The 17,023-nt window shown below is 72.3% G+C and carries 15 protein-coding genes and 2 pseudogenes; 8 read left to right on the top strand and 9 right to left on the bottom strand.

Annotated features, from left to right (window positions below; genetic code table 11):
* Nucleotides 1-151 precede the first annotated feature (151 nt).
* Nucleotides 152-1,157, top strand: a pseudogene (locus tag QM720_RS03395) (LacI family DNA-binding transcriptional regulator).
* 482 nt (nucleotides 1,158-1,639) lie between these two features.
* Here QM720_RS03395 and QM720_RS03390 read toward each other — a convergent pair.
* The 9 genes from QM720_RS03390 to QM720_RS03350 all read right to left on the bottom strand — a co-directional run bounded on the left by QM720_RS03390 (nucleotide 1,640) and on the right by QM720_RS03350 (nucleotide 10,412).
* Complete coding sequence (locus QM720_RS03390) at nucleotides 1,640-2,074, bottom strand: type II toxin-antitoxin system VapC family toxin (protein ID WP_415124747.1); 435 nt, start codon at nucleotides 2,072-2,074, stop codon at nucleotides 1,640-1,642.
* Nucleotides 2,071-2,349 (bottom strand): type II toxin-antitoxin system Phd/YefM family antitoxin, encoded by a 279-nt coding sequence (locus QM720_RS03385; RefSeq protein ID WP_415124746.1) that lies wholly within the window; start codon nucleotides 2,347-2,349, stop codon nucleotides 2,071-2,073. The genes QM720_RS03390 and QM720_RS03385 overlap by 4 nt, the downstream gene beginning before the upstream one ends.
* A gap of 546 nt (nucleotides 2,350-2,895) precedes the next feature.
* The gene (locus QM720_RS03380; RefSeq protein WP_415124745.1) at nucleotides 2,896-4,740 is read right to left on the bottom strand and encodes a hypothetical protein; all 1,845 of its coding nucleotides are present in this window, start codon (nucleotides 4,738-4,740) and stop codon (nucleotides 2,896-2,898) included.
* A gap of 222 nt (nucleotides 4,741-4,962) precedes the next feature.
* Entirely contained in the window at nucleotides 4,963-5,736 is a 774-nt protein-coding gene (locus tag QM720_RS03375; protein WP_415124744.1) for an SDR family NAD(P)-dependent oxidoreductase, read from the bottom strand.
* 1 nt (nucleotide 5,737) lies between these two features.
* On the bottom strand, nucleotides 5,738-6,586 hold the full coding sequence (locus tag QM720_RS03370) for a phosphogluconate dehydrogenase C-terminal domain-containing protein (RefSeq protein WP_415124743.1): 849 nt from the start codon (nucleotides 6,584-6,586) through the stop codon (nucleotides 5,738-5,740).
* Nucleotides 6,583-7,377 carry a TIM barrel protein gene (locus QM720_RS03365; RefSeq protein WP_415124742.1) on the bottom strand — a complete coding sequence of 265 codons (795 nt, stop codon included), beginning with the start codon at nucleotides 7,375-7,377 and terminating at the stop codon, nucleotides 6,583-6,585. The genes QM720_RS03370 and QM720_RS03365 overlap by 4 nt, the downstream gene beginning before the upstream one ends.
* Nucleotides 7,374-8,210, bottom strand: coding sequence for a triose-phosphate isomerase family protein (locus QM720_RS03360; RefSeq protein WP_415124741.1), 837 nt, complete (start codon nucleotides 8,208-8,210; stop codon nucleotides 7,374-7,376). Before QM720_RS03360 ends, QM720_RS03365 begins: the two co-directional genes overlap by 4 nt.
* On the bottom strand, nucleotides 8,210-8,680 hold the full coding sequence (locus QM720_RS03355) for a ribose-5-phosphate isomerase (protein ID WP_415124740.1): 471 nt from the start codon (nucleotides 8,678-8,680) through the stop codon (nucleotides 8,210-8,212). Before QM720_RS03355 ends, QM720_RS03360 begins: the two co-directional genes overlap by 1 nt.
* A 1-nt stretch (nucleotide 8,681) precedes the next feature.
* Nucleotides 8,682-10,412, bottom strand: a complete 1,731-nt coding sequence (locus QM720_RS03350) for a dihydroxyacetone kinase family protein (protein ID WP_415124739.1) — start codon at nucleotides 10,410-10,412, stop codon at nucleotides 8,682-8,684.
* 255 nt (nucleotides 10,413-10,667) lie between these two features.
* Between QM720_RS03350 and QM720_RS03345 the strand changes: the two genes are divergently transcribed.
* The 7 genes and pseudogenes from QM720_RS03345 (at nucleotide 10,668) to QM720_RS03315 (ending at nucleotide 16,973) form a co-directional block, all read left to right on the top strand.
* Entirely contained in the window at nucleotides 10,668-11,405 is a 738-nt protein-coding gene (locus tag QM720_RS03345; RefSeq protein WP_415124738.1) for a FadR/GntR family transcriptional regulator, read from the top strand.
* 210 nt (nucleotides 11,406-11,615) lie between these two features.
* A complete protein-coding gene (locus QM720_RS03340; protein ID WP_415127797.1) occupies nucleotides 11,616-12,683 on the top strand; it encodes a cupin domain-containing protein in 1,068 nt (355 codons plus the stop codon).
* Complete coding sequence (locus QM720_RS03335; protein WP_415124737.1) at nucleotides 12,680-13,507, top strand: fumarylacetoacetate hydrolase family protein; 828 nt, start codon at nucleotides 12,680-12,682, stop codon at nucleotides 13,505-13,507. Before QM720_RS03340 ends, QM720_RS03335 begins: the two co-directional genes overlap by 4 nt.
* Nucleotides 13,504-14,298 (top strand): maleylpyruvate isomerase family mycothiol-dependent enzyme, encoded by a 795-nt coding sequence (locus tag QM720_RS03330; protein ID WP_415124736.1) that lies wholly within the window; start codon nucleotides 13,504-13,506, stop codon nucleotides 14,296-14,298. Before QM720_RS03335 ends, QM720_RS03330 begins: the two co-directional genes overlap by 4 nt.
* Nucleotides 14,299-14,563: 265 nt before the next feature.
* On the top strand, nucleotides 14,564-15,460 hold the full coding sequence (locus QM720_RS03325) for a nucleoside hydrolase (protein ID WP_415124735.1): 897 nt from the start codon (nucleotides 14,564-14,566) through the stop codon (nucleotides 15,458-15,460).
* Nucleotides 15,364-16,388: pseudogene (locus QM720_RS03320) on the top strand (DUF1593 domain-containing protein); the annotation flags it as partial. The gene QM720_RS03325 and the pseudogene QM720_RS03320, both read left to right, overlap by 97 nt.
* Nucleotides 16,377-16,973 (top strand): hypothetical protein, encoded by a 597-nt coding sequence (locus tag QM720_RS03315; protein ID WP_415127795.1) that lies wholly within the window; start codon nucleotides 16,377-16,379, stop codon nucleotides 16,971-16,973. The pseudogene QM720_RS03320 and the gene QM720_RS03315, both read left to right, overlap by 12 nt.
* Nucleotides 16,974-17,023: the final 50 nt, after the last annotated feature.

Below are 17,023 nucleotides of genomic sequence, written 5' to 3'. Positions count from 1 at the left end.
GTGTCCCGGCGTCGGCAGGACGGCACGCTGTCGTGGGCGACGCCGGCCGGTGTGCCCACCGAACCGGTCATGAATCGTTTCAAGCGGTAGTCTGGACGCGACGCTTCGCCCGGTGGTCGGCGGGGCCGCGCAGCACAGGGCGGGGGTCGCGGTGGCAGTGAGTGTGAAGGATGTCGCGGCTGCGGCATCCGTCTCGGTCGGCACCGTCTCGAACGTGCTGAACCGGCCCGACAAGGTCGCCGCGGCGACGGTCGCGCGCGTGCACGCGGCGATCGAGGAACTCGGGTTCGTGCGCAACGATGCCGCCCGTCAGCTGCGCGTCGGACGCAGCCGCTCGATCGGGCTCGTCGTGCTCGACAGCGCGAACCCGTTCTTCGCCGAGGTCGCGCGCGGGGCGGAGGACCGCGCCGCGCAGGCCGGGCTGGCGGTGCTGCTGGGCAACGGCGACCAGTCGAGCGTGCGCGAGGCCGCCTGCCTCGACCTGTTCCGGGAACAGCGGGTCAACGGGGTGCTGCTGACGCCGACCTCTCTGGACGCGCTGCCGGTGCGTCAGCTCGCCGATGCGGGGATCCCCCTCGTGCTCGTCGACGCCGAAGACCCCGACGGCGCCCTGCCGTCGGTCGCCGTGGACGACATCGAGGGCGGACAGCTCGCCGTCGCGCATCTGCTGGCGCAGGGCCGGCGTCGCATCGCGTTCGTCGGGGGTCCGCTGGCGATCAGGCAGGTCGCCGACCGGCTCGAAGGGGCGCGGCGCGCCCTGACGGCGGTCCCCGATGCGACGCTCGAGGTCATCGAGCTCGAAGTCGCTGACCGTGCTGGCCGGGCGCGCGGCGGGCGAGAAGGTCGCGCAGCGCGACGCGCAGGACCGCCCGGATGCCGTCTTCTGCGCGAACGACCTGCTCGCGGTCGGGATGCTGCAGGGGGTCGCGATCTTCGGCGACGTGCGCGTGCCCGAGGATCTTGCGCTGATCGGCTACGACGACATCGACTTCGCCCAGGCGACCATCGTGCCGCTGTCGTCGGTGCGGCAGCCCGCCCGCGAGATCGGCGCGACCGCCGTCGAGCTGCTGCTGTCGGCTCTCGGCGACCGGTCCGCGCCCGCGCGCCAGGTGCGCTTCCGGCCCGAGCTGGTCGTCCGCGCCTCGACCGGCGGCTGACGCCGGGGCATCCGGTGTGGCGTCCGCCGTGGCGGAAGCCGGTGTGGCATCCGCCGGACGCCGCGGCATCCGCCGTGCGGCATCCGGTGGAGGCGTCGGCGTCCTGCGCGTCCCGGCGCTACGGGTGCACGTCGCGAAAAACGGATATGTCGTGAAATACGGATGCCGATGCCCCACGGCGTCCGTTTTTCGGGTACATCTCCGTCTTTCGCGACGTGGGATGGGAGGGGTGGTGGAGGTGATGCGGCCGGTCGCGGCGGCGGCAATGGGGGTTGTCGCGGCGGCAGCGTGTGCGGCGGCGTCCGGTGTGGCGCCGTGGCATCCGCCGTGCGGCATCCGGTGGACGCGTCGGCATCCTGCGCGTTTCGGCGCTGCGGTGCGCGTCGCGAAAAACGGATATGTCGTGAAATACGGATGCCGATGGCCCACAGCGTCCGTTTTTGGGGTACATCTCCGTTTTTCGCGACGTGATGCGCGGGACCTCAGCGCCGGTCGGATGCCGGGCGCGGCACGGCGACGATGTCGACGAGCGCGTCCAGGCCGCGGTAGTCGTCAGGGTTCGTCGTGAACAGCGGCAGCGCTTCGGTCGCGGCGGTCGCGGCGATCATGAGGTCGGCGGCGCGGGCCCGCGGGATCCGGCCGAGTCGCGCTACTGCGGCGCACATCCGTCCGTACATCCGCGCTGCGGCGGCATCGTAGGGGACGGGGTCGAACTCGGCCTCCGCCTGTTGCAGCAGGGCGATGCGCTCGGCGCGCACGACGTCGGCGTCCGGCGCATCGGCGCGCACGAGGTGCACGCCGGCAGCGAGCTCGCCGAGCGCGACGGCGCTGATCGCCGCACGGTCGGGCAGGTCTCGCGGGTCGATCCGTGACCGCAGGATCAGGATGTTCGTGTCGAGCATCCCCTCGGCGGTCACCGCGCGGCTCGCGCGTACGGGTCGTCGATTCCGCCGTCGATCACAGCGTCGAGGTCGGCACGGAAGCGTGCCGGATCGATGACCGGCATGTTCCGCGATCCGCGGGCGAAGTCGTCGCGCGAGACGAACCGGTGCGTACGCCGCAGCGGGATGAGCTCGCCGACCCGGCGGCCGTCGCGCGTCACCGTGAACGACTCGCCGCGCTCCACGGCATCCATGATCTCTCGCGACCGCATGCGCAGATCGCGCTGGTTGACCTCGTGCGCCGCCTCCATGTGGCACAGCGTAGCACGGCATGCCACATGGAGGCGGCGCGACGGCGCCTGCCGCGAAAAACGGATATGTCGTGAAAAACGGATGCCGATGCCCCACGGCGTCCGTTTTTGGGGCACATCTCCGTTTTTCGCGCCGTGGGGTGGGAGGGGATGACGGAGGCGATGCGGGTCGTCGTGGCGGCGGCGTGTGCTGCGGCGGCGGCGTGTGTTGCGGCGTCCGGTGTGGCGCCGCGGCATCCGCCGGACGCGTCGGCATCCTGCGAACGCGTCGGCATCCTGCGCGTCTCGGCGCTACGGTGCGCGTCGCGAAAAACGGATATGTCGTGAAATACGGATGCCGATGGCCCACGGCGTCCGTTTTTGGGGTACATCTCCGTTTTTCGCGCCGTGGGGTGGGAGGGGGTGGTGGAGGTGATGCGGCCGGTCGCGACGTGGGGTGGGAGGGGGTGGTGGAGGCGAGGCGGCCGGTCGCGACGTGGGGTGGGAGGGGTGGTGGAGGCGATGCGGCCGGTCGCGACGCGGGACGCCGGAGGGATGCGGCCGGAGTCAGTTCAGCGTCGCCCAGGTGCCGGGGGCGAGGTGGATGCGGCGGCGGCCGTCGGGCGTGGCGTCGGGCGTGGCGTTGGGCGTGGCGATCTCGACCGTGCGCGCGGCGGCATCCAGGTTTGCCGCGAGCACCGTCTCGGCGCCGTCCGGACGGCGCGCGCCGACGGCCCAGACCAGGCCGTCGGGGCTCGCGCCGTGCAGCAGCTCGGCGCCGTCGAGCCCGGCGAGCGCCCGCACCGCTGCCGCGACCGGCCGGTCGCGGCCCTCTGAGGTGCGGATGCCGCGCGGACCCCACTCCTCGAAGTACGACAGCGAGGCGACGCCCGGCACGGCGAGAGCGGCCGCGCTCGCGATCGTCCACGCGGCGAGCTCGGGTGCGTCGTGTCGCGGATCGTCGGCGTCTTCGAGCTCGGGTCCGTAGCCGCCCGACAGGTCGTCGGTCGCCGGCAGCGGGGCGGGCGTCGTGGCGACGTTGTTGAAGTGCGGGCGCAACGTGATCGGTCCGATGTGCACCGGACGCCCGGCGGCGATGCCGACCGCCTGCCCGGCGACGAGTCGCTGCATCGCGACGGACTCGACCAGTTGCTCGGTGTCGAGGCTGTGGAACAGCGGCGTGACGCTGAAGACGATGCCGTCGAGGTCGGCCGGAAGGCGGTGCTGCTCGCGGTTCAGTTCGGTGAAGTGCGAGCGGGCACCGCCGACGACGGTGGGACGGATGCCGGCCTCGGCCAGCGCCGCGCGCAGGAGAGCGGTGGCCGCGGCATCCGACACGTGCTGCGCGGGCCCGGTCGGCCAGAATGCCGCGACGCGTGCGATGCCGTGCCGGGCCAGCGCGGCCGCCGCCGTGGCGACCGACCCGGCCGGATCGGCGTCGGCGATGACGAGGCGCACGTCGAGGGGGAGCCCGGCGCCCGCCGCCCGCGCGAGCGCGGCGGGCCATCCGACCCAGGCGAGGTCGAGCTCGACGAGGCGCGTCGAACCCGGCGCCGGGGCGCCGGCGACGGGTGCCGGGGCGGGTGCCGTCGCCACGCCCACCGACACGGCGGGGAAGGCGCCGCCGGGCGTCAGCGAGATGACGGCCTCCGGCGCTGCCGGCGTCGCGCCGCCCGCGACGGCGCCCGCCGGCACAGTGTCGGGCCGCCCGGTGCCGGCCCGCACGGTGACGGCGGGCCCATCGCCGGGCCGCCCCGCGCCGCCCGCGACGGCGACCGCGCGCACGGTGACCGTTTGCACGATGCGCTCGCCGGCATCCACCCGGTACGGGAACGGCAGTGCGAGCGGGCGGCTGTAGGTCTTGTACGAGGCGTCGGTCCAGTTGCGCTGGTCCTCCATCTCGAACACGTCGCCGTCGAAGCGCACGGCCACGGACAGGCCGTCGTGCTGCCACGCCAGCCCGGCGATGTCGAACACCGGCTGGTGCGGGCTGATCGCCACGGGGAACACGGTGCGCTCGGTCGTCCCGTCGCCGTGCAGCACGTCGATCGCCGCCCCCGCGATGCGCGGCGGATGCAGCACGACGAGGCCCGTGCGATTCGTGTCGAACGGCTGCGCGCTCTCGAGGTCGGCCGTCACGACGAAGCGGTCGCCGCGCGCCTCGGCCCGCACGACTCCCCGGAACGACGACCCGAGCCCGTCCGAGCGCACGTGGAGCGTCAGCGTGGCGTCGGTGGCGTGCACGCGGTCCACGACGAGCGGCGCCGTGTCCCAGTCGCGGTCGCGCACGACGGCGCGGATGCTGCGCAGCACCGGGCGGCCGTCTCGCCGCAGATCGGCGAGTTCGTCGCCGCGCAGCTCGAACGTCCAGTCGCCGAGCGCGCGCAGGTCGCGATGCTTGCGGGTCCACATCGTGGGGTTCCTCTCCGGTGGGTGTGGGGCGTTTCGTCTCGGCGCCTGCGGCGCCTCGCTCAACGACCGGTGGCCTGCGGCGCCTCGCTCAACGACCGGTGGCCTGCGGCGCCTCGCTCGACGACCGGTGGCCTGCGGCGCGTCGCTCGACGACCGGTGGCCTGCGGCGCGTCGCTCAACGACCGGTGGCCTGCGGCGCCTCGCTCAACGACCGGGGGTGTCTCAGAGGGAGGTCATGCCGCCGTCGACCTGGAAGATCGCGCCGGTCGCGAAGGAACCGTCGTCCGAAGCGAGGTACACCATGATCCCCGCGACATCGGCGGGCGTCCCGGCCCGGCCGATCGGGATGCGCCCGACGATCGCGGCACGCGACTGCGGATCCTCGGTGATCGCGGCGACGAGCGGCGTCTCGGTGTACGCCGGCTGCACCGTGTTGACACGTATGCCGCGCGACGCATATGCCGCGGCGACGGTGCGTCCCAGTCCATGGATGCCGGCCTTTGAGGCGCTGTAGGCGGTGAAGTCCTTCCCCTCGCCGTTGACCCCGGTGGGGCTCCCGGTGAGGATGATCGACGCGCCGGCCGGCCGGTCGGCCGCGCCGCTGCGCAGCATCGACCGCACGGCGTGCTTGACCGTCAGGAACGTGCCGGTGAGGTTGATGTCGATCGTGCGGCGCCAGATGTCGAGGTCGAGGTCGGCGGCCGGCGCGTCCTGACCGAACAACTGCACGCCCGCGTTCGCGACGACGACGTCGGGCGCCCAGCCGGCATCCTCGATCTCGGCGAAGCCCGCGGCGACGGCACGCTCGTCGGAGATGTCCATCGTCACGGCGCGCGCCGCCGCCCCGATTGCGGCGGCGGCCTGCGCCGCGCCCTCGCCGTTGCGGTCGGCGAGTACGACCCGTGCGCCCTCGCGGGCGAAGCGCTGCGCCACCGCCAGTCCGATGCCGAGCGCTGCGCCCGTGACCAGCGCGGTCTTTCCCTCCAGCTGGCCCATCTCAGCGCTCGGTGTGGTCGAGGTGGAGCATGCGGGCGAGGTTTTTGTCGAGCTCGTCGTCGCGGAAGATCTTCTTCCAGTCGTCCTTGATGATGCTCTCGCGGCCGTAGTCCATCGCGATGAGGCACGCGTCGCTGAACGGGTTGTCGCCGCGCAGCCCGTTCGCGAGCGCCACCTGCGTGTGCCCGTAGAGGATGCTGCGGGCCGCCGCCTCGGGGACGCCCATCGTGTGGACGGCCTCGTCGAGCGCCTCGTTCAGGAGGGCGCCGATCATGCACGCGACCGTCTCGACGAGGGTCGGCTCGAGCTGGGCGAGCTGCTTCACGGTGACCCAGTGCACGTCGAGGACCGGCGCGTAGATCGCGCGCACGGTCTCCTCGACGATCTCCTTCTTGGCGGGGTCGTCGCTCTCGATCGCGGCGATGGCGTCTTGCGGCGCCGCGATGCCGCCGAACGTGTCGGCCCACTCCTCCTTCGAGGTGCGCTCCAGGAACACCGACGGGTGGCACGGGTGCGCCACCGCCTGGATGACGTCGTCACGGGTCGTGAGCAGGCCCGCGTAGGCGGCGGCCGGGTCGAGCGTCAGCACTATCGTGCCCGGTCGCAGCTGCGGCACGAGGTCTGCCGTGACGGGGCCGAGCGCGAGGTCGGGGACGGCGAGGACGACGATCTCGGCCGAGGCGATGGCGGCCTGGGCGTCGGACAGCTCGCGGCCGGCGGCGACGACGCGCTCCTGGCCGGCGGGCGAGTTCTCGACGTACCAGACCGTGTGGGAGGTCTTCACGAGGTTGTTGGACACGCGCGTGCCCATCTTTCCGCCGGCGCCGAAGACGGCGATCTTGTGGCTCATGGTGTGCTCCTCAGATATTCCAGGGTGGCGCGGGTCCAGTCCCGCTCGGTTCGGATGGTGGTCTTGGCATCGCCCTGCCAGGGCAGCCAGTGCTCGACGATCTCGTCGATTCCGCGCTCGTGCGGGCGGACGGTCTCGCGCAGGTGCGGATAGTCGTGCAGTCCGGTGCCCATGCGTGCACCGGAATATGTGAAGCCGACCCACCCGGCCTGGCGGGCGAAGGCGAAGTCCTTGACGTGCACGTTCTTCACGACGGATACCGCCGACTCCACGCAGTCGCGCGGCAGCTCGAGCCGCGCCACGACGTTGGCCGGGTCGAGACAGACGCCCAGGTGCGGGTCGCCGATGTCCTGGACGAGTGCGACGAGGTCGGCGGTGGCGACCTGCTCGTAGGTCTCCAGGGCGAGGGTGACCCCCGCGGACTCGTAGGCACCGAGCGCGGCCTCGAGCCACGTCCGCGCCTCGTCGAGCGTGGGGCGCGAGCCCGGCCCGTACAGCATGCTGCGCACGAGGCGCGCATCGAACACCTCCGCGGGGCCGAGGAACCGGCGCAGGTGCGCGGGTTCGACGCCCTTCGTGCCGAGCTGGATCGCAAGACCCAGGTCGCGGGCCGCGGCGGCGGCATCCTGCAGTTCGGGCGCCGACATCTCGAGCAGCGGAGCGTAGTCGCAGATCTGGAACAGGTCGACGCCGAGCTCGCGCGTCGCCTCGAAGGCGCCGATGAGCGACAGCGGCTCGGCGACGCGGTCGGAGTGCTGCCAGAAGAAGGCGTAGGTGCCCAAGCCGATCATGAGCGCGTACTCGTCGGTCGGGGCGTTTCGTCTCGTCGCTGCGCTCCTCGCTCAACGACCGGGGGCTGTGCTCCGCGGCGGGAGGCGAGGGCGGCGGCCTCGTCGAGGACGGCGGCGAAGGCGTCGGGGTCGTGCGCGAAGCGGCCGAGGAACAGGCCGTCGACGTCGTCGCCGAGGCGGGTCAGCAGCCCGGGGCCGGCCGAGCCCCCGTAGATGACGGTCGAGCCGGCGCGCGCGGCGTCGGCATCCAGGGCGGCGCGCAGCGCCCGGGCGACGGCGACGATGTGCGAAGCGGGCGCCGGCTCGGGTGCGCCGATCGCCCACACCGGCTCGTAGGCGACGACGACCCGGCCGGCCGGAGCGCCGTCGAGGTCCGCGTGCAGCTGCGCGACGGTCGCCGCGGCGGCGGCCGCGGCATCCATCCGTTCCGTCTCGCCGAGGCAGAGCACCGGGGTGATGCCCGCACTCAGCGCGGCCGTCGCCTTGGCGGCGGTGTCGGCGTCGGTCTCGCCGAACAGGCGACGGCGCTCGGCGTGCCCGATCTCGGCGAGGGTCACGCCCGACTCTGCGAGCTCGGCGGCGGTGATCTCGCCCGTGTACGCGCCGGCGGGATACGCCGACACGTCTTGCGCGCCGAGGGCGATGCGGGTGCCCTCGAAGCAGCCGCGGGCGTCTTCGAGCTGCAGGTAGGTGGGGATGACGAAGACCTCGACGGCGCCGGAGCGCACCGCATCGTGGCTGCGGGCGCGCGCGGCGACCTGCGTGAACCAGATGCGCGCCTGGCGGCGACCGAAGTACGCCTTCAGGCTCACGCCGACCGTCACCCGCGGCATCAGCAGGATCCGGTGGTCTCGTACTCGTCGATGACAGCGACCTTAGCGGCCGACGCGCTGGACTCGTCGAAGCGGTAGGTCAGCCATTCGCGGACGAGGCGCCGGGCCAGCTCGATGCCGACGACGCGCTGGCCCATCGTCAGCACCTGCGCGTTGTTCGACAGCACGCCGCGCTCCACCGAGAACGAGTCGTGCGCCGTCACCGCCCGGATGCCGGCCACCTTGTTCGCCGCGATCGCGACGCCGAGGCCGGTGCCGCAGATGAGCAGGGCGCGGTCGGCGAGGCCTGCGGCGACGCGCTCGGCGGCCTCGATCGCGACCTTGGGATACGGGGTGTGCCCGTCGGCGTCGACGCCGACGTCGGCGACCGCGGCGACGAGGTCGCTGGCTTCGAGGTCCCTCTTGAGGATCTCCTTGTAGTCGTAACCGGCGTCGTCGCAGCCGATGACGATGCGGAGAGGTGCGGGCATGTCAGTTCCGTTCGGTGTCGGGGGAGGCGGCGAGCAGGTCGCCGATGGCGGTCGCGATGAGAGCGAGCGAGTGGGCGCCCGGGTCGGGCGTGCCGACGCTGTTCTGGCCGTGCGTGCGGGCGCGCCCCATCCGCGGGAGCAGGTCGGCGGTCGCGGCGGCGGCGGCGGTCGCGGCGGCGGCGGCCTGCTGCCAGGCGTCGGAGAGGGAGGCGCCGGCATCCACCGCAGCGGCCAGGGTCGCCGAGAACGGCACCAGCGCATCGACGAGGGTCTTGTCGCCGACCTCGGCCTTGCCGTAGGCCATGACGCCGGCCGTGCCCGCCGCCACCCCGGCCGCGACGTCGGCGGCCGAGGGCGTGCCGGCGTCGCCGAGGTGGGCTGCGACCGACGACAGGATCACGCCCCACAGGGCGCCCGACGTGCCGCCGGCGCGGTCGGACCAGCCGTCGGCGGCCCGCTCCAGGGTCGTGCCCGCGCCGGCGCCCGCCTCGGCCGCGGCGGTCGCGGCGGCGAGGGCCGCGTGCGATCCGCGCTGCATGCCGATGCCGTGGTCGCCGTCGCCGGCGATCGCGTCGATGCGGCCGAGCTCGTCGACGTGGGCGTCGACCGTCGCGACGATCGCCTCCAGGGCGGCGCGCACGGTGGCGGCGACCTCGACGGATGCCGGGTCGCCGGGGGTGACGGCATCCCTCGTCTCGGTGTGGGCGCCGGTGTCGGCGATGCGCTCGGCGGCGGCGACCGCGCCGCGGCGGTAGGCGGGCGTGTCGACCGGGGTCTCCCACAGCTGCGCGAGCTCGTCGTCGAGCCAGAAGAGGGTGAGGGAGGTGCCGGCCATGTCGAAGCTCGTGCAGTATTCGCCGACGTGCGGGTCGACGATCTCGAGCCCGGCCGCCTCCAGCAGCTGCGCGATGCGCCGATAGACGACGAACATCTCCTCGTACTTGAGCGACCCGAGGCCGTTGAGGATCGGCACGACGCGGCCGTCGGCACCGTCCGGCCGCTCCGCGAGGAGGCGCCTCACGAGCAGCTCGGCCAGCCCGTCGGCGGTCGGGATGTCGGTCTCGTCGACGCCCGGTTCGCCGTGGATGCCGAGGCCGATCGCCATGCGCCCTTCCGGCACGGTGAACAGCGGCTCCGGCGCCCCGGGCAGGGTGCAGCCGGTGAACGCGACGCCGAAGGTGCGGGTGCGTTCGTTCGCGAGCCGCGCGACGTGGGTCACGTCGGCGAGGTCGCAGCCGGCCTCGGCGGCGGCTGCCGCCGTGCGGAACACCGTCAGGTCGCCCGCGATGCCGCGGCGGCGGTGCTTCTCGTCGGGGGGCGCCGAGAAGATGTCGTCGGTGACCGTGACGGTCTCGCAGGCGATGCCCTCGCCGCGCAGCTTCGCCTGGGCGGCGTCGAAGTTCAGCACGTCGCCGGCGTAGTTGCCGTACGTGAAGAACACGCCGCCGCCGAGGTCGGCGGCCCGGGCGACCGAGACGATCTGCTGCGTCGAGGGCGAGGCGAAGAGGTTCCCCATCGCCGCGCCGTGCGCGAGGCCCTGCCCGACGAGCCCGCCGAAGGCGGGGTAGTGGCCCGAGCCGCCGCCGACGACCACCGCGACCTGGCCGGCCGGCGACACGGTGCTGCGCACCACGCCGCCCGGCACCCGCCGCACGTACCGTCCGTTGGCCGCGACGAAGCCGTCGATCATCTCATCCGCGAAGGATGCCGGGTCGTTCCAGAGCCGGGTCATCAGCGCCCGCTCTCCCGCGGCGAGACGCCGTTCTGGGTGCCGGACGAGACCGGCCGGGTCGCCTTGCGGATGGCGGACCGGGCGACGGGATTCGATTCGGTGGTGAGAGTGTCGTCCACAGTGACTCCTGATCATCGACGGCGCTGGTTCCGCGGACCGGCGTGCAGTGATCCGCGTGTGTGCCTGCGACCATATTGTCGAACCGGTTGACCAATTGCAAGCCCTTTTTCGGACCTTTGCGAGTATGTTGTCCCCATGCCCGCCTATCCCGGTGACCGCTCCGACGAGATCGCGGCCGCGCTGAGCGCCCTTCCGTCGGGAAGCCCGGTCTCGGAAGTGGTGCGGCGCCTGCTCGACCTGTTCACCGGCGGGTCGATCGCGGCGGGTACGCGGCTGCCCCCGGAGCGCCAGCTCGCGACGACGCTCGGCGTCGGGCGTTCGGCGGTGCGCGAGGCTCTGGCCGCGCTGGAGATCCTGGGCATCGTCGATGTGCGGCCGGGGTCGGGCACGTACCTGCGCGGGCGGGCGAGCGATCTGCTGCCGCAGACGCTGCGCTGGGGGCTGCTCATCGGCGAGCAGAACACGGCGGAGCTGCTCGAGCTGCGCTCGGGGCTCGAGATCTACGTCGCGCGCCTGGCGGCCGCGCGCGCCGACGCCGACGACCTGCGTGCGCTGGGCGGCGCCCTGGACCGGATGCGCGCGAGCGTCGGCGAACTGGAGGCCTTCGCCCGTGCCGACCTCGACTTCCACAACGCCCTCGCCGCCGCTTCGCGCAACGAGACGCTCGTCGACCAGCTGAACGTCGTGCGGTCGCTGTTGCAGGTCTACGCCGACCGCGCCGTGCGCGACGACGACGAGGCCCGCGCGGCGCTGGCCGAGCACGACGCGATCCATCACGCGGTCGCGGCGGGCGAAGAGGATGCCGCGGCCTCGGCGATGGCCGTGCACATGGCAACGGCATCCCGCCGCCTCGCCGCGGAACCCGCGCACTGAGTGAGGTCCGTCGCACTGCGGCCGATCACGCGGCGACCCTGGCATCGACATCGTCGTGCGGGAGGATGCGCTGCCGAGACCCTGTGGATAGCGCAATAGTTCCGGAAATGCTTGCGCTGCACGCAAGCACTCTCGATATCGTGGCGGGAACAGGCGAGAGGACCGCGGGTGGACGAGAGCAGCTTGAGTCACACGGATGTCGACAATGCGATGCAGCCCGAGGACACGCCCGAGCTGCGCGCCCTCTACAGCGGCTTCGAGGAGGAACACCTCATTCCGCTCTGGACGCAGCTCGACGACCTCATGCCCATGGTCCCGCGCCCGAAGGCGCTGCCGTGGCTGTGGCGGTGGTCGAAGCTGCAGCCGCTCGCCGAACGCGCCGGCGATCTCGTCCCGGTCGGGCGAGGGGGCGAGCGCCGGGCCATCGGCCTCGCCAATCCGGGCCTCGGCGGTCGTGCGTATATCTCCCCGACGCTGTGGGCGGCGATCCAGCAGCTCGGCCCCCGCGAGACCGCGCCCGAGCATCGCCACTCCCAGAACGCATTCCGTTTCGTGACCTCGGGTCAGGGCGTCTGGACGGTCGTCAACGGCGACCCGGTCCGGATGAGCCGTGGCGACTTCCTCCTCACCCCGGGCTGGAACTTCCACGGGCACCACAACGAGACCGACGAGTCGATGACGTGGATCGACGGCCTCGACATCCCGTTCGCCTACCAGTTCGACACGGGCTTCTTCGAGTTCGGCACGGAGCGGGTCACCGACTATGCGACCCCCGACTTCTCCCGGAGCGAGCGGCTGTGGTCGTATCCCGGGCTGCGTCCGCTGTCGGGGCTGCAGAACACGGTCTCGAGCCCGATCGGCGCCTACCGCTGGGAGAACACGGATGCCGCACTGACCGACCAGCTGCTCCTGGAGGACGAGGGTCAGCCCGCCACGATCGAACCGGGACATGCCGCGGTGCGTTACATCAACCCGACCACCGGCGGCGATGTCATGCCGACGATCCGCGCCCAGTTCCACCGCCTCCGCCCCGGAGTGCGCACGACGCCCCGTCGCGAGGTCGGGTCGAACGTGTTCCAGGTCTTCGAGGGCGAGGGCACGATCGAGCTCGACGGCACCGAGCACCGGGTCGGCCACGGGGACATCTTCGTGGCGCCGAGCTGGTGCCGGTACGCCGTCACGGCAGAATCGGGGCTGGACCTCTTCCATTTCAGTGACACCCCTATTTTCGAGGGCCTCGGACTCTACCGTCTGCAGGTCGAAGGAGAAGATCGATGAAACTCGCCACCATTCGCCGAGGCGACACCACGGCAGCCGTGCGGATCGACGGCGACACCGCCGTCGTGCTCGACGGGTATGCCGATGTGGGCGCCGTGCTGGCCGCGGATGCGCTGGAGCGCGCGGCGGCGATCGACGGCGAGACGCTCGCCGCCGCCGACCTGGATTTCGCCCCGGTGATCACGGCGCCGGGAAAGATCGTGTGCGTCGGGTTGAACTACCGGGCGCACATCCTGGAGATGGGAAGGCCGCTGCCGGACCATCCCGTGCTGTTCGCCAAGTTCACCGACACACTCCTGGGCGACGGCGACGCCATCGCCCTGCCGCCCGAGAGCGACAGCGTCGACTGGGAGGGCGAGCTCGTGGTCGTGGTGGGCGCCACCGTGCGCCGGGCCGACCGTGAGACCGCGGCGGCCGCGATCGCCGGCTACACGATCGCGAACGACGTGTCGATGCGCGACTGGCAGTTCCGCACGCGCGAGTGGCTGCAGGGGAAGATGTGGGAGGCCTCGACGCCGCTCGGGCCCGTCCTGGCCACCGCCGACGAGATCCCCGCGGATGCCGCGCTCACGACCTCCGTCAACGGCGTCGAGAAGCAGCGCGGCGACATCCACGACCTCGTCCACGACCCCGCCGAGCTCGTCTCGTACATCTCCACCATCACGACGCTGCGCCCGGGGGACATCATCCTCACCGGCACGCCCGGCGGGGTCGGCCACGCGCGTGATCCGCACGAGTACCTTGCCGACGGCGACGTCGTCAGCATCAGCATCGACGGCATCGGCACGTTGCGCAACGCCGTGGCGGCGGAATCGCCCCGATGAGCGGGGCGCTGTCGCCGGAACAGGAGGCGCTGCGCAAGCGCCTCGGTGCCGGCGCGCGCTACGACGCCGACGCCGCCCCGCACGCGGAGCTGCTGCTGGCGCGTCAGGGCACCGCCTATTTCCTGCGGAAGCTGCAGGAACTGCGCGACGACGACTTCGACGCGCCGTGCCTTCTTCCCGGGTGGTCGCGGCGGCACCTCATCGCGCACGTCGGCTACAACGCGCGCGGGGTCGCCCGGCTCGTCGAATGGGCGCGCACGGGGGTCGAGACCCCGATGTACGACTCCGACACGCAGCGCTGGGATGAGATCGTGTTCGGGTCCACCCTGCCGTGCCGGGCGCTGCGTCATCTCGTCGAGCACTCTGCCGTGCATCTGAGCGTCGAATGGCGCGACCTGGACGGTGCGGCCTGGGACCATAGGGTGGTGACCGCGCAGGGGCGCACCGTGCCGGTCAGCGAGACCGCGTGGATGCGGACGAAGGAGGTCTGGATCCATGCCGTGGACCTCGGCAACGGGGGCTCGTTCCACGACTTCCCCGCCGACCTGAACGACCGCATCATCGACGACGTCTTCCGCGTCTGGACGCGGCGCGGCGAAGAGGTCGCGCTCACCGTCGTGAAGACCGATCGCGACGGCGATGACCGCATCCGCAGCTTCGGATCGGGAGGCCCCGAGGTCGCGGGCCGCACGGCCGACCTCGCGCGCTGGCTCGCGCGTGGGCACGGCGCCGGCGCGCCGAAGGGTCTCACGGCGACCGTGGAGATCCCGGCGATTCCGCGCTGGTTCTGATCCGGCGGCACGGGGCATCGTCGCGCGACGCTCCCCAAAATTGGTCAACCGGTGATAGCGTCGGGGGCATCGGTGATGCCGCCGGGCGGTGGCGGAGGGGAGTCGACGATGACGAGAGTTCCGAACGAGCAGAGCGCTCCGATCGGCCCGACCTGGACGCTGGGCACCGCGCCCTGGCAGCAGATCCCGCCGGCAGGTCCCCGCCCGGGCGCGCGTCATCATCGACAACGACTTCTCCGGCGACCCCGACGATCTCTACCAGCTCGTGCATCACCTGCTGTCGCCGAGCGTCGACATCCGTCTCGTCGTCGCGTCCCACCTGCGCGCCGGCGACCCCTTCGACCCGTCGGGCCGCAGCGCGCAGAACGCCGCACTCGTCGCGCACGACGTGTTCGCGCGGATGGGACTCACCGCGGCCGAGACCATCGTGACCGGCTCCGACGAACCGCTCTCCGACCGGCGCACTGCGCGGCCGGCATCCGCCGTCGACGCGATCATCGCCGAGGCGATGCGCGACGACGTCTCGACGCCGCTGTTCTACCTCGCCGGAGGCGGCCTCACCGACATCGCCTCGGCGTGGCTGATCGAGCCGCGCATCGCCGAGCGCCTGACGCTCGTGTGGATCGGCGGCGCCGAGCACGACGGCCTCGCGGCGCCGCCCCCGGGCGCCATGCCCGTCGAGTACAACCTGCTCATCGATCCCGTCGCGGGTCAGGTCGTCTTCGGCGACTCGGACATCCCGCTGTGGCAGATCCCGCGCGACGTCTATCGGCAGTGCCTCGTGTCGGATGCCGAGCTGCGCATCCGCGTCGCCGCGGCAGGGCCGCTCGGGCGCTACCTGTACGAGGAGGTCGCGAGCGTCTTCCGCATGGTGGCGACGTATCTCGGCGGAGCGGCGGAGACCTACGCCCTCGGCGACTCGCCCCTCGTGCTCCTCACCGTGCTGCAGTCGCTGTTCGAGCCCGACCCGTCCTCGAGCCGCCACGTGGTGCGGCCCACGCCGGCGCTGGGCGATGACGGCGCGTACCTCGACGTGCCCGGTGCGCGCCCGATGCGCGTGTACACGTGGGTCGACACGCGACTGATGTTCGAGGATCTCTATCTCAAGCTCGCAGAGTTCGAGCGGTGGCGGGCATCGTCCGGCGAGGCGGCGGCATCGTGACCGCGGGTGCCGCGGCGACCACGCGCCCGCGCACGATCGTCACGACCGACCCCGAGCTCGACGACCTCAACTCGCTGATCCGCTTCCTGCTGTACAGCAACGAGGTCGAGATCGAGGGGCTGGTCTACGCGTCCAGCCGTTTCCACTGGCGCGGCGACGGCACGGGGACGACGTTCTTCCTGCCCGGCCGCGAGTACGACCAGCCGCAGACGTCGTGGCGCTGGGCCGAGGGCGAGCGGTTCATCCACGACGCCGTCGACGCGTACGCCGCGGTCTACGACAACCTCGTCGTGCACGACGCGCGCTACCCGAGCCCCGAGCACCTGCGCGCGCTCATCCGCGAGGGCAACGTCGACTTCGAGGGCGACACGTCGGCCGAGTCGCCGGGCTCGCAGCTCATCGCAGGCGCACTGCTCGATGATCGGCCCGGACCGCTGTTCCTGCAGCTGTGGGCGGGCCCGAGTACCGTCGCCCGCGCGCTGATGTCGATCGAGGAGCGGTTCCGCGACACGCCTTCGTGGGATGCCGTGCACGCCGCCGTGTCGGCCAAGGCCGTCATCACCAAGTTCGCCTCGCAGGATCCCACCTACGACGACTACATCGCGCCGGTGTGGCCCGGCATCCGCACGATCGAGGTCGCGACGCTCGCCTGGGGATACCTGGCGCGCAAGACCGTTCGCCCCGCCGATCGGCACCTGCTCGGTGCCGAATGGATGCGCGAGAACGTCACGAGCGCAGGGCCCTGGGGGCGCTGTATCGCGTGTGGGGCGACGGGCGGCAGATGGTGCCCGGCGACGTGACCGACTACTTCCACCTGTCGGGCCTGACCGGCGACGAACTGCGCGCGCAGGGCTATCGGGTGTGGACGGAGCCGCAGCCGGCCGGCGAGTGGATCTCGGAGGGTGACTCCACGAACATGCTGAACCTGCTGACGCCGGGGCTGCGTGCGCACGAGCATCCGTCGTACGGCGGATGGGGCGGGCGCTTCGTGCGCACCGGCGACGGCGTCGACACGTGGGCGCTGGCGGATGCCGCGCAGCGCCCGGACCTGGCCTCGTCGGAATCATCGGCTCCCTCGGATCCTTCCGGTCCCTCTGCTCCTGCCGGCGACGAGGGGTCGGTGGTGCGGTGGTTCGCCGACGCCCAGGCCGACTTCGCCGGACGCCTGCGCTGGAGCGTCACGCCCCGCTACGAGGATGCCAACCACCACCCGCGCCTGGCCGTCGCGCCGGGGGTCGACCTCGCTGTCGCGGCGGGCGATGCCGTGCCGCTGACTGCCGTCGCCGACGACCCCGACGGAGACGGCGTCACCGTGCGGTGGTGGGTCTACGCCGAGGCCGGCACGGGTGCCCTCGGTGCCGTCGTCGAGCCGGCGTCGGGGTCTACGGCGACGGTGCACATACCGGCCGACGCCCGCGCCGGCGACACGATCCACGTCATCGCCGAAGCCCTGGACGACGCCGCCACCCACCCGCTCAAGGCGTACCAGCGCGTCATCCTCACGGTCCGGTAGGGCGTGTCTGAGAAATGTGTCGTGGTTCTAGGTTTCGGGTATGACCGATC

Source organism: Microbacterium sp. (assembly GCF_047602155.1).
In the GTDB taxonomy this organism is placed as follows: Bacteria; Actinomycetota; Actinomycetes; order Actinomycetales; family Microbacteriaceae; genus Microbacterium.
The sequence above is the reverse complement of the archived record's forward strand: the minus strand, read 5'-3'. Positions and strand labels throughout refer to the sequence as shown.

Coding starts and splice junctions, on each gene's coding strand:
- QM720_RS03385 (WP_415124746.1), bottom strand. CDS start 2,349: ATGGAGGCGGCGCACGAGGTCAACCAGCGCGATCTGCGCATGCGGTCG.
- QM720_RS03380 (WP_415124745.1), bottom strand. CDS start 4,740: ATGTGGACCCGCAAGCATCGCGACCTGCGCGCGCTCGGCGACTGGACG.
- QM720_RS03375 (WP_415124744.1), bottom strand. CDS start 5,736: ATGGGCCAGCTGGAGGGAAAGACCGCGCTGGTCACGGGCGCAGCGCTC.
- QM720_RS03370 (WP_415124743.1), bottom strand. CDS start 6,586: ATGAGCCACAAGATCGCCGTCTTCGGCGCCGGCGGAAAGATGGGCACG.
- QM720_RS03365 (WP_415124742.1), bottom strand. CDS start 7,377: ATGATCGGCTTGGGCACCTACGCCTTCTTCTGGCAGCACTCCGACCGC.
- QM720_RS03360 (WP_415124741.1), bottom strand. CDS start 8,210: ATGCCGCGGGTGACGGTCGGCGTGAGCCTGAAGGCGTACTTCGGTCGC.
- QM720_RS03355 (WP_415124740.1), bottom strand. CDS start 8,680: ATGCCCGCACCTCTCCGCATCGTCATCGGCTGCGACGACGCCGGTTAC.
- QM720_RS03350 (WP_415124739.1), bottom strand. CDS start 10,412: ATGACCCGGCTCTGGAACGACCCGGCATCCTTCGCGGATGAGATGATC.
- QM720_RS03345 (WP_415124738.1), top strand. CDS start 10,668: ATGCCCGCCTATCCCGGTGACCGCTCCGACGAGATCGCGGCCGCGCTG.
- QM720_RS03340 (WP_415127797.1), top strand. CDS start 11,616: ATGCAGCCCGAGGACACGCCCGAGCTGCGCGCCCTCTACAGCGGCTTC.
- QM720_RS03335 (WP_415124737.1), top strand. CDS start 12,680: ATGAAACTCGCCACCATTCGCCGAGGCGACACCACGGCAGCCGTGCGG.
- QM720_RS03330 (WP_415124736.1), top strand. CDS start 13,504: ATGAGCGGGGCGCTGTCGCCGGAACAGGAGGCGCTGCGCAAGCGCCTC.
- QM720_RS03315 (WP_415127795.1), top strand. CDS start 16,377: ATGCTGAACCTGCTGACGCCGGGGCTGCGTGCGCACGAGCATCCGTCG.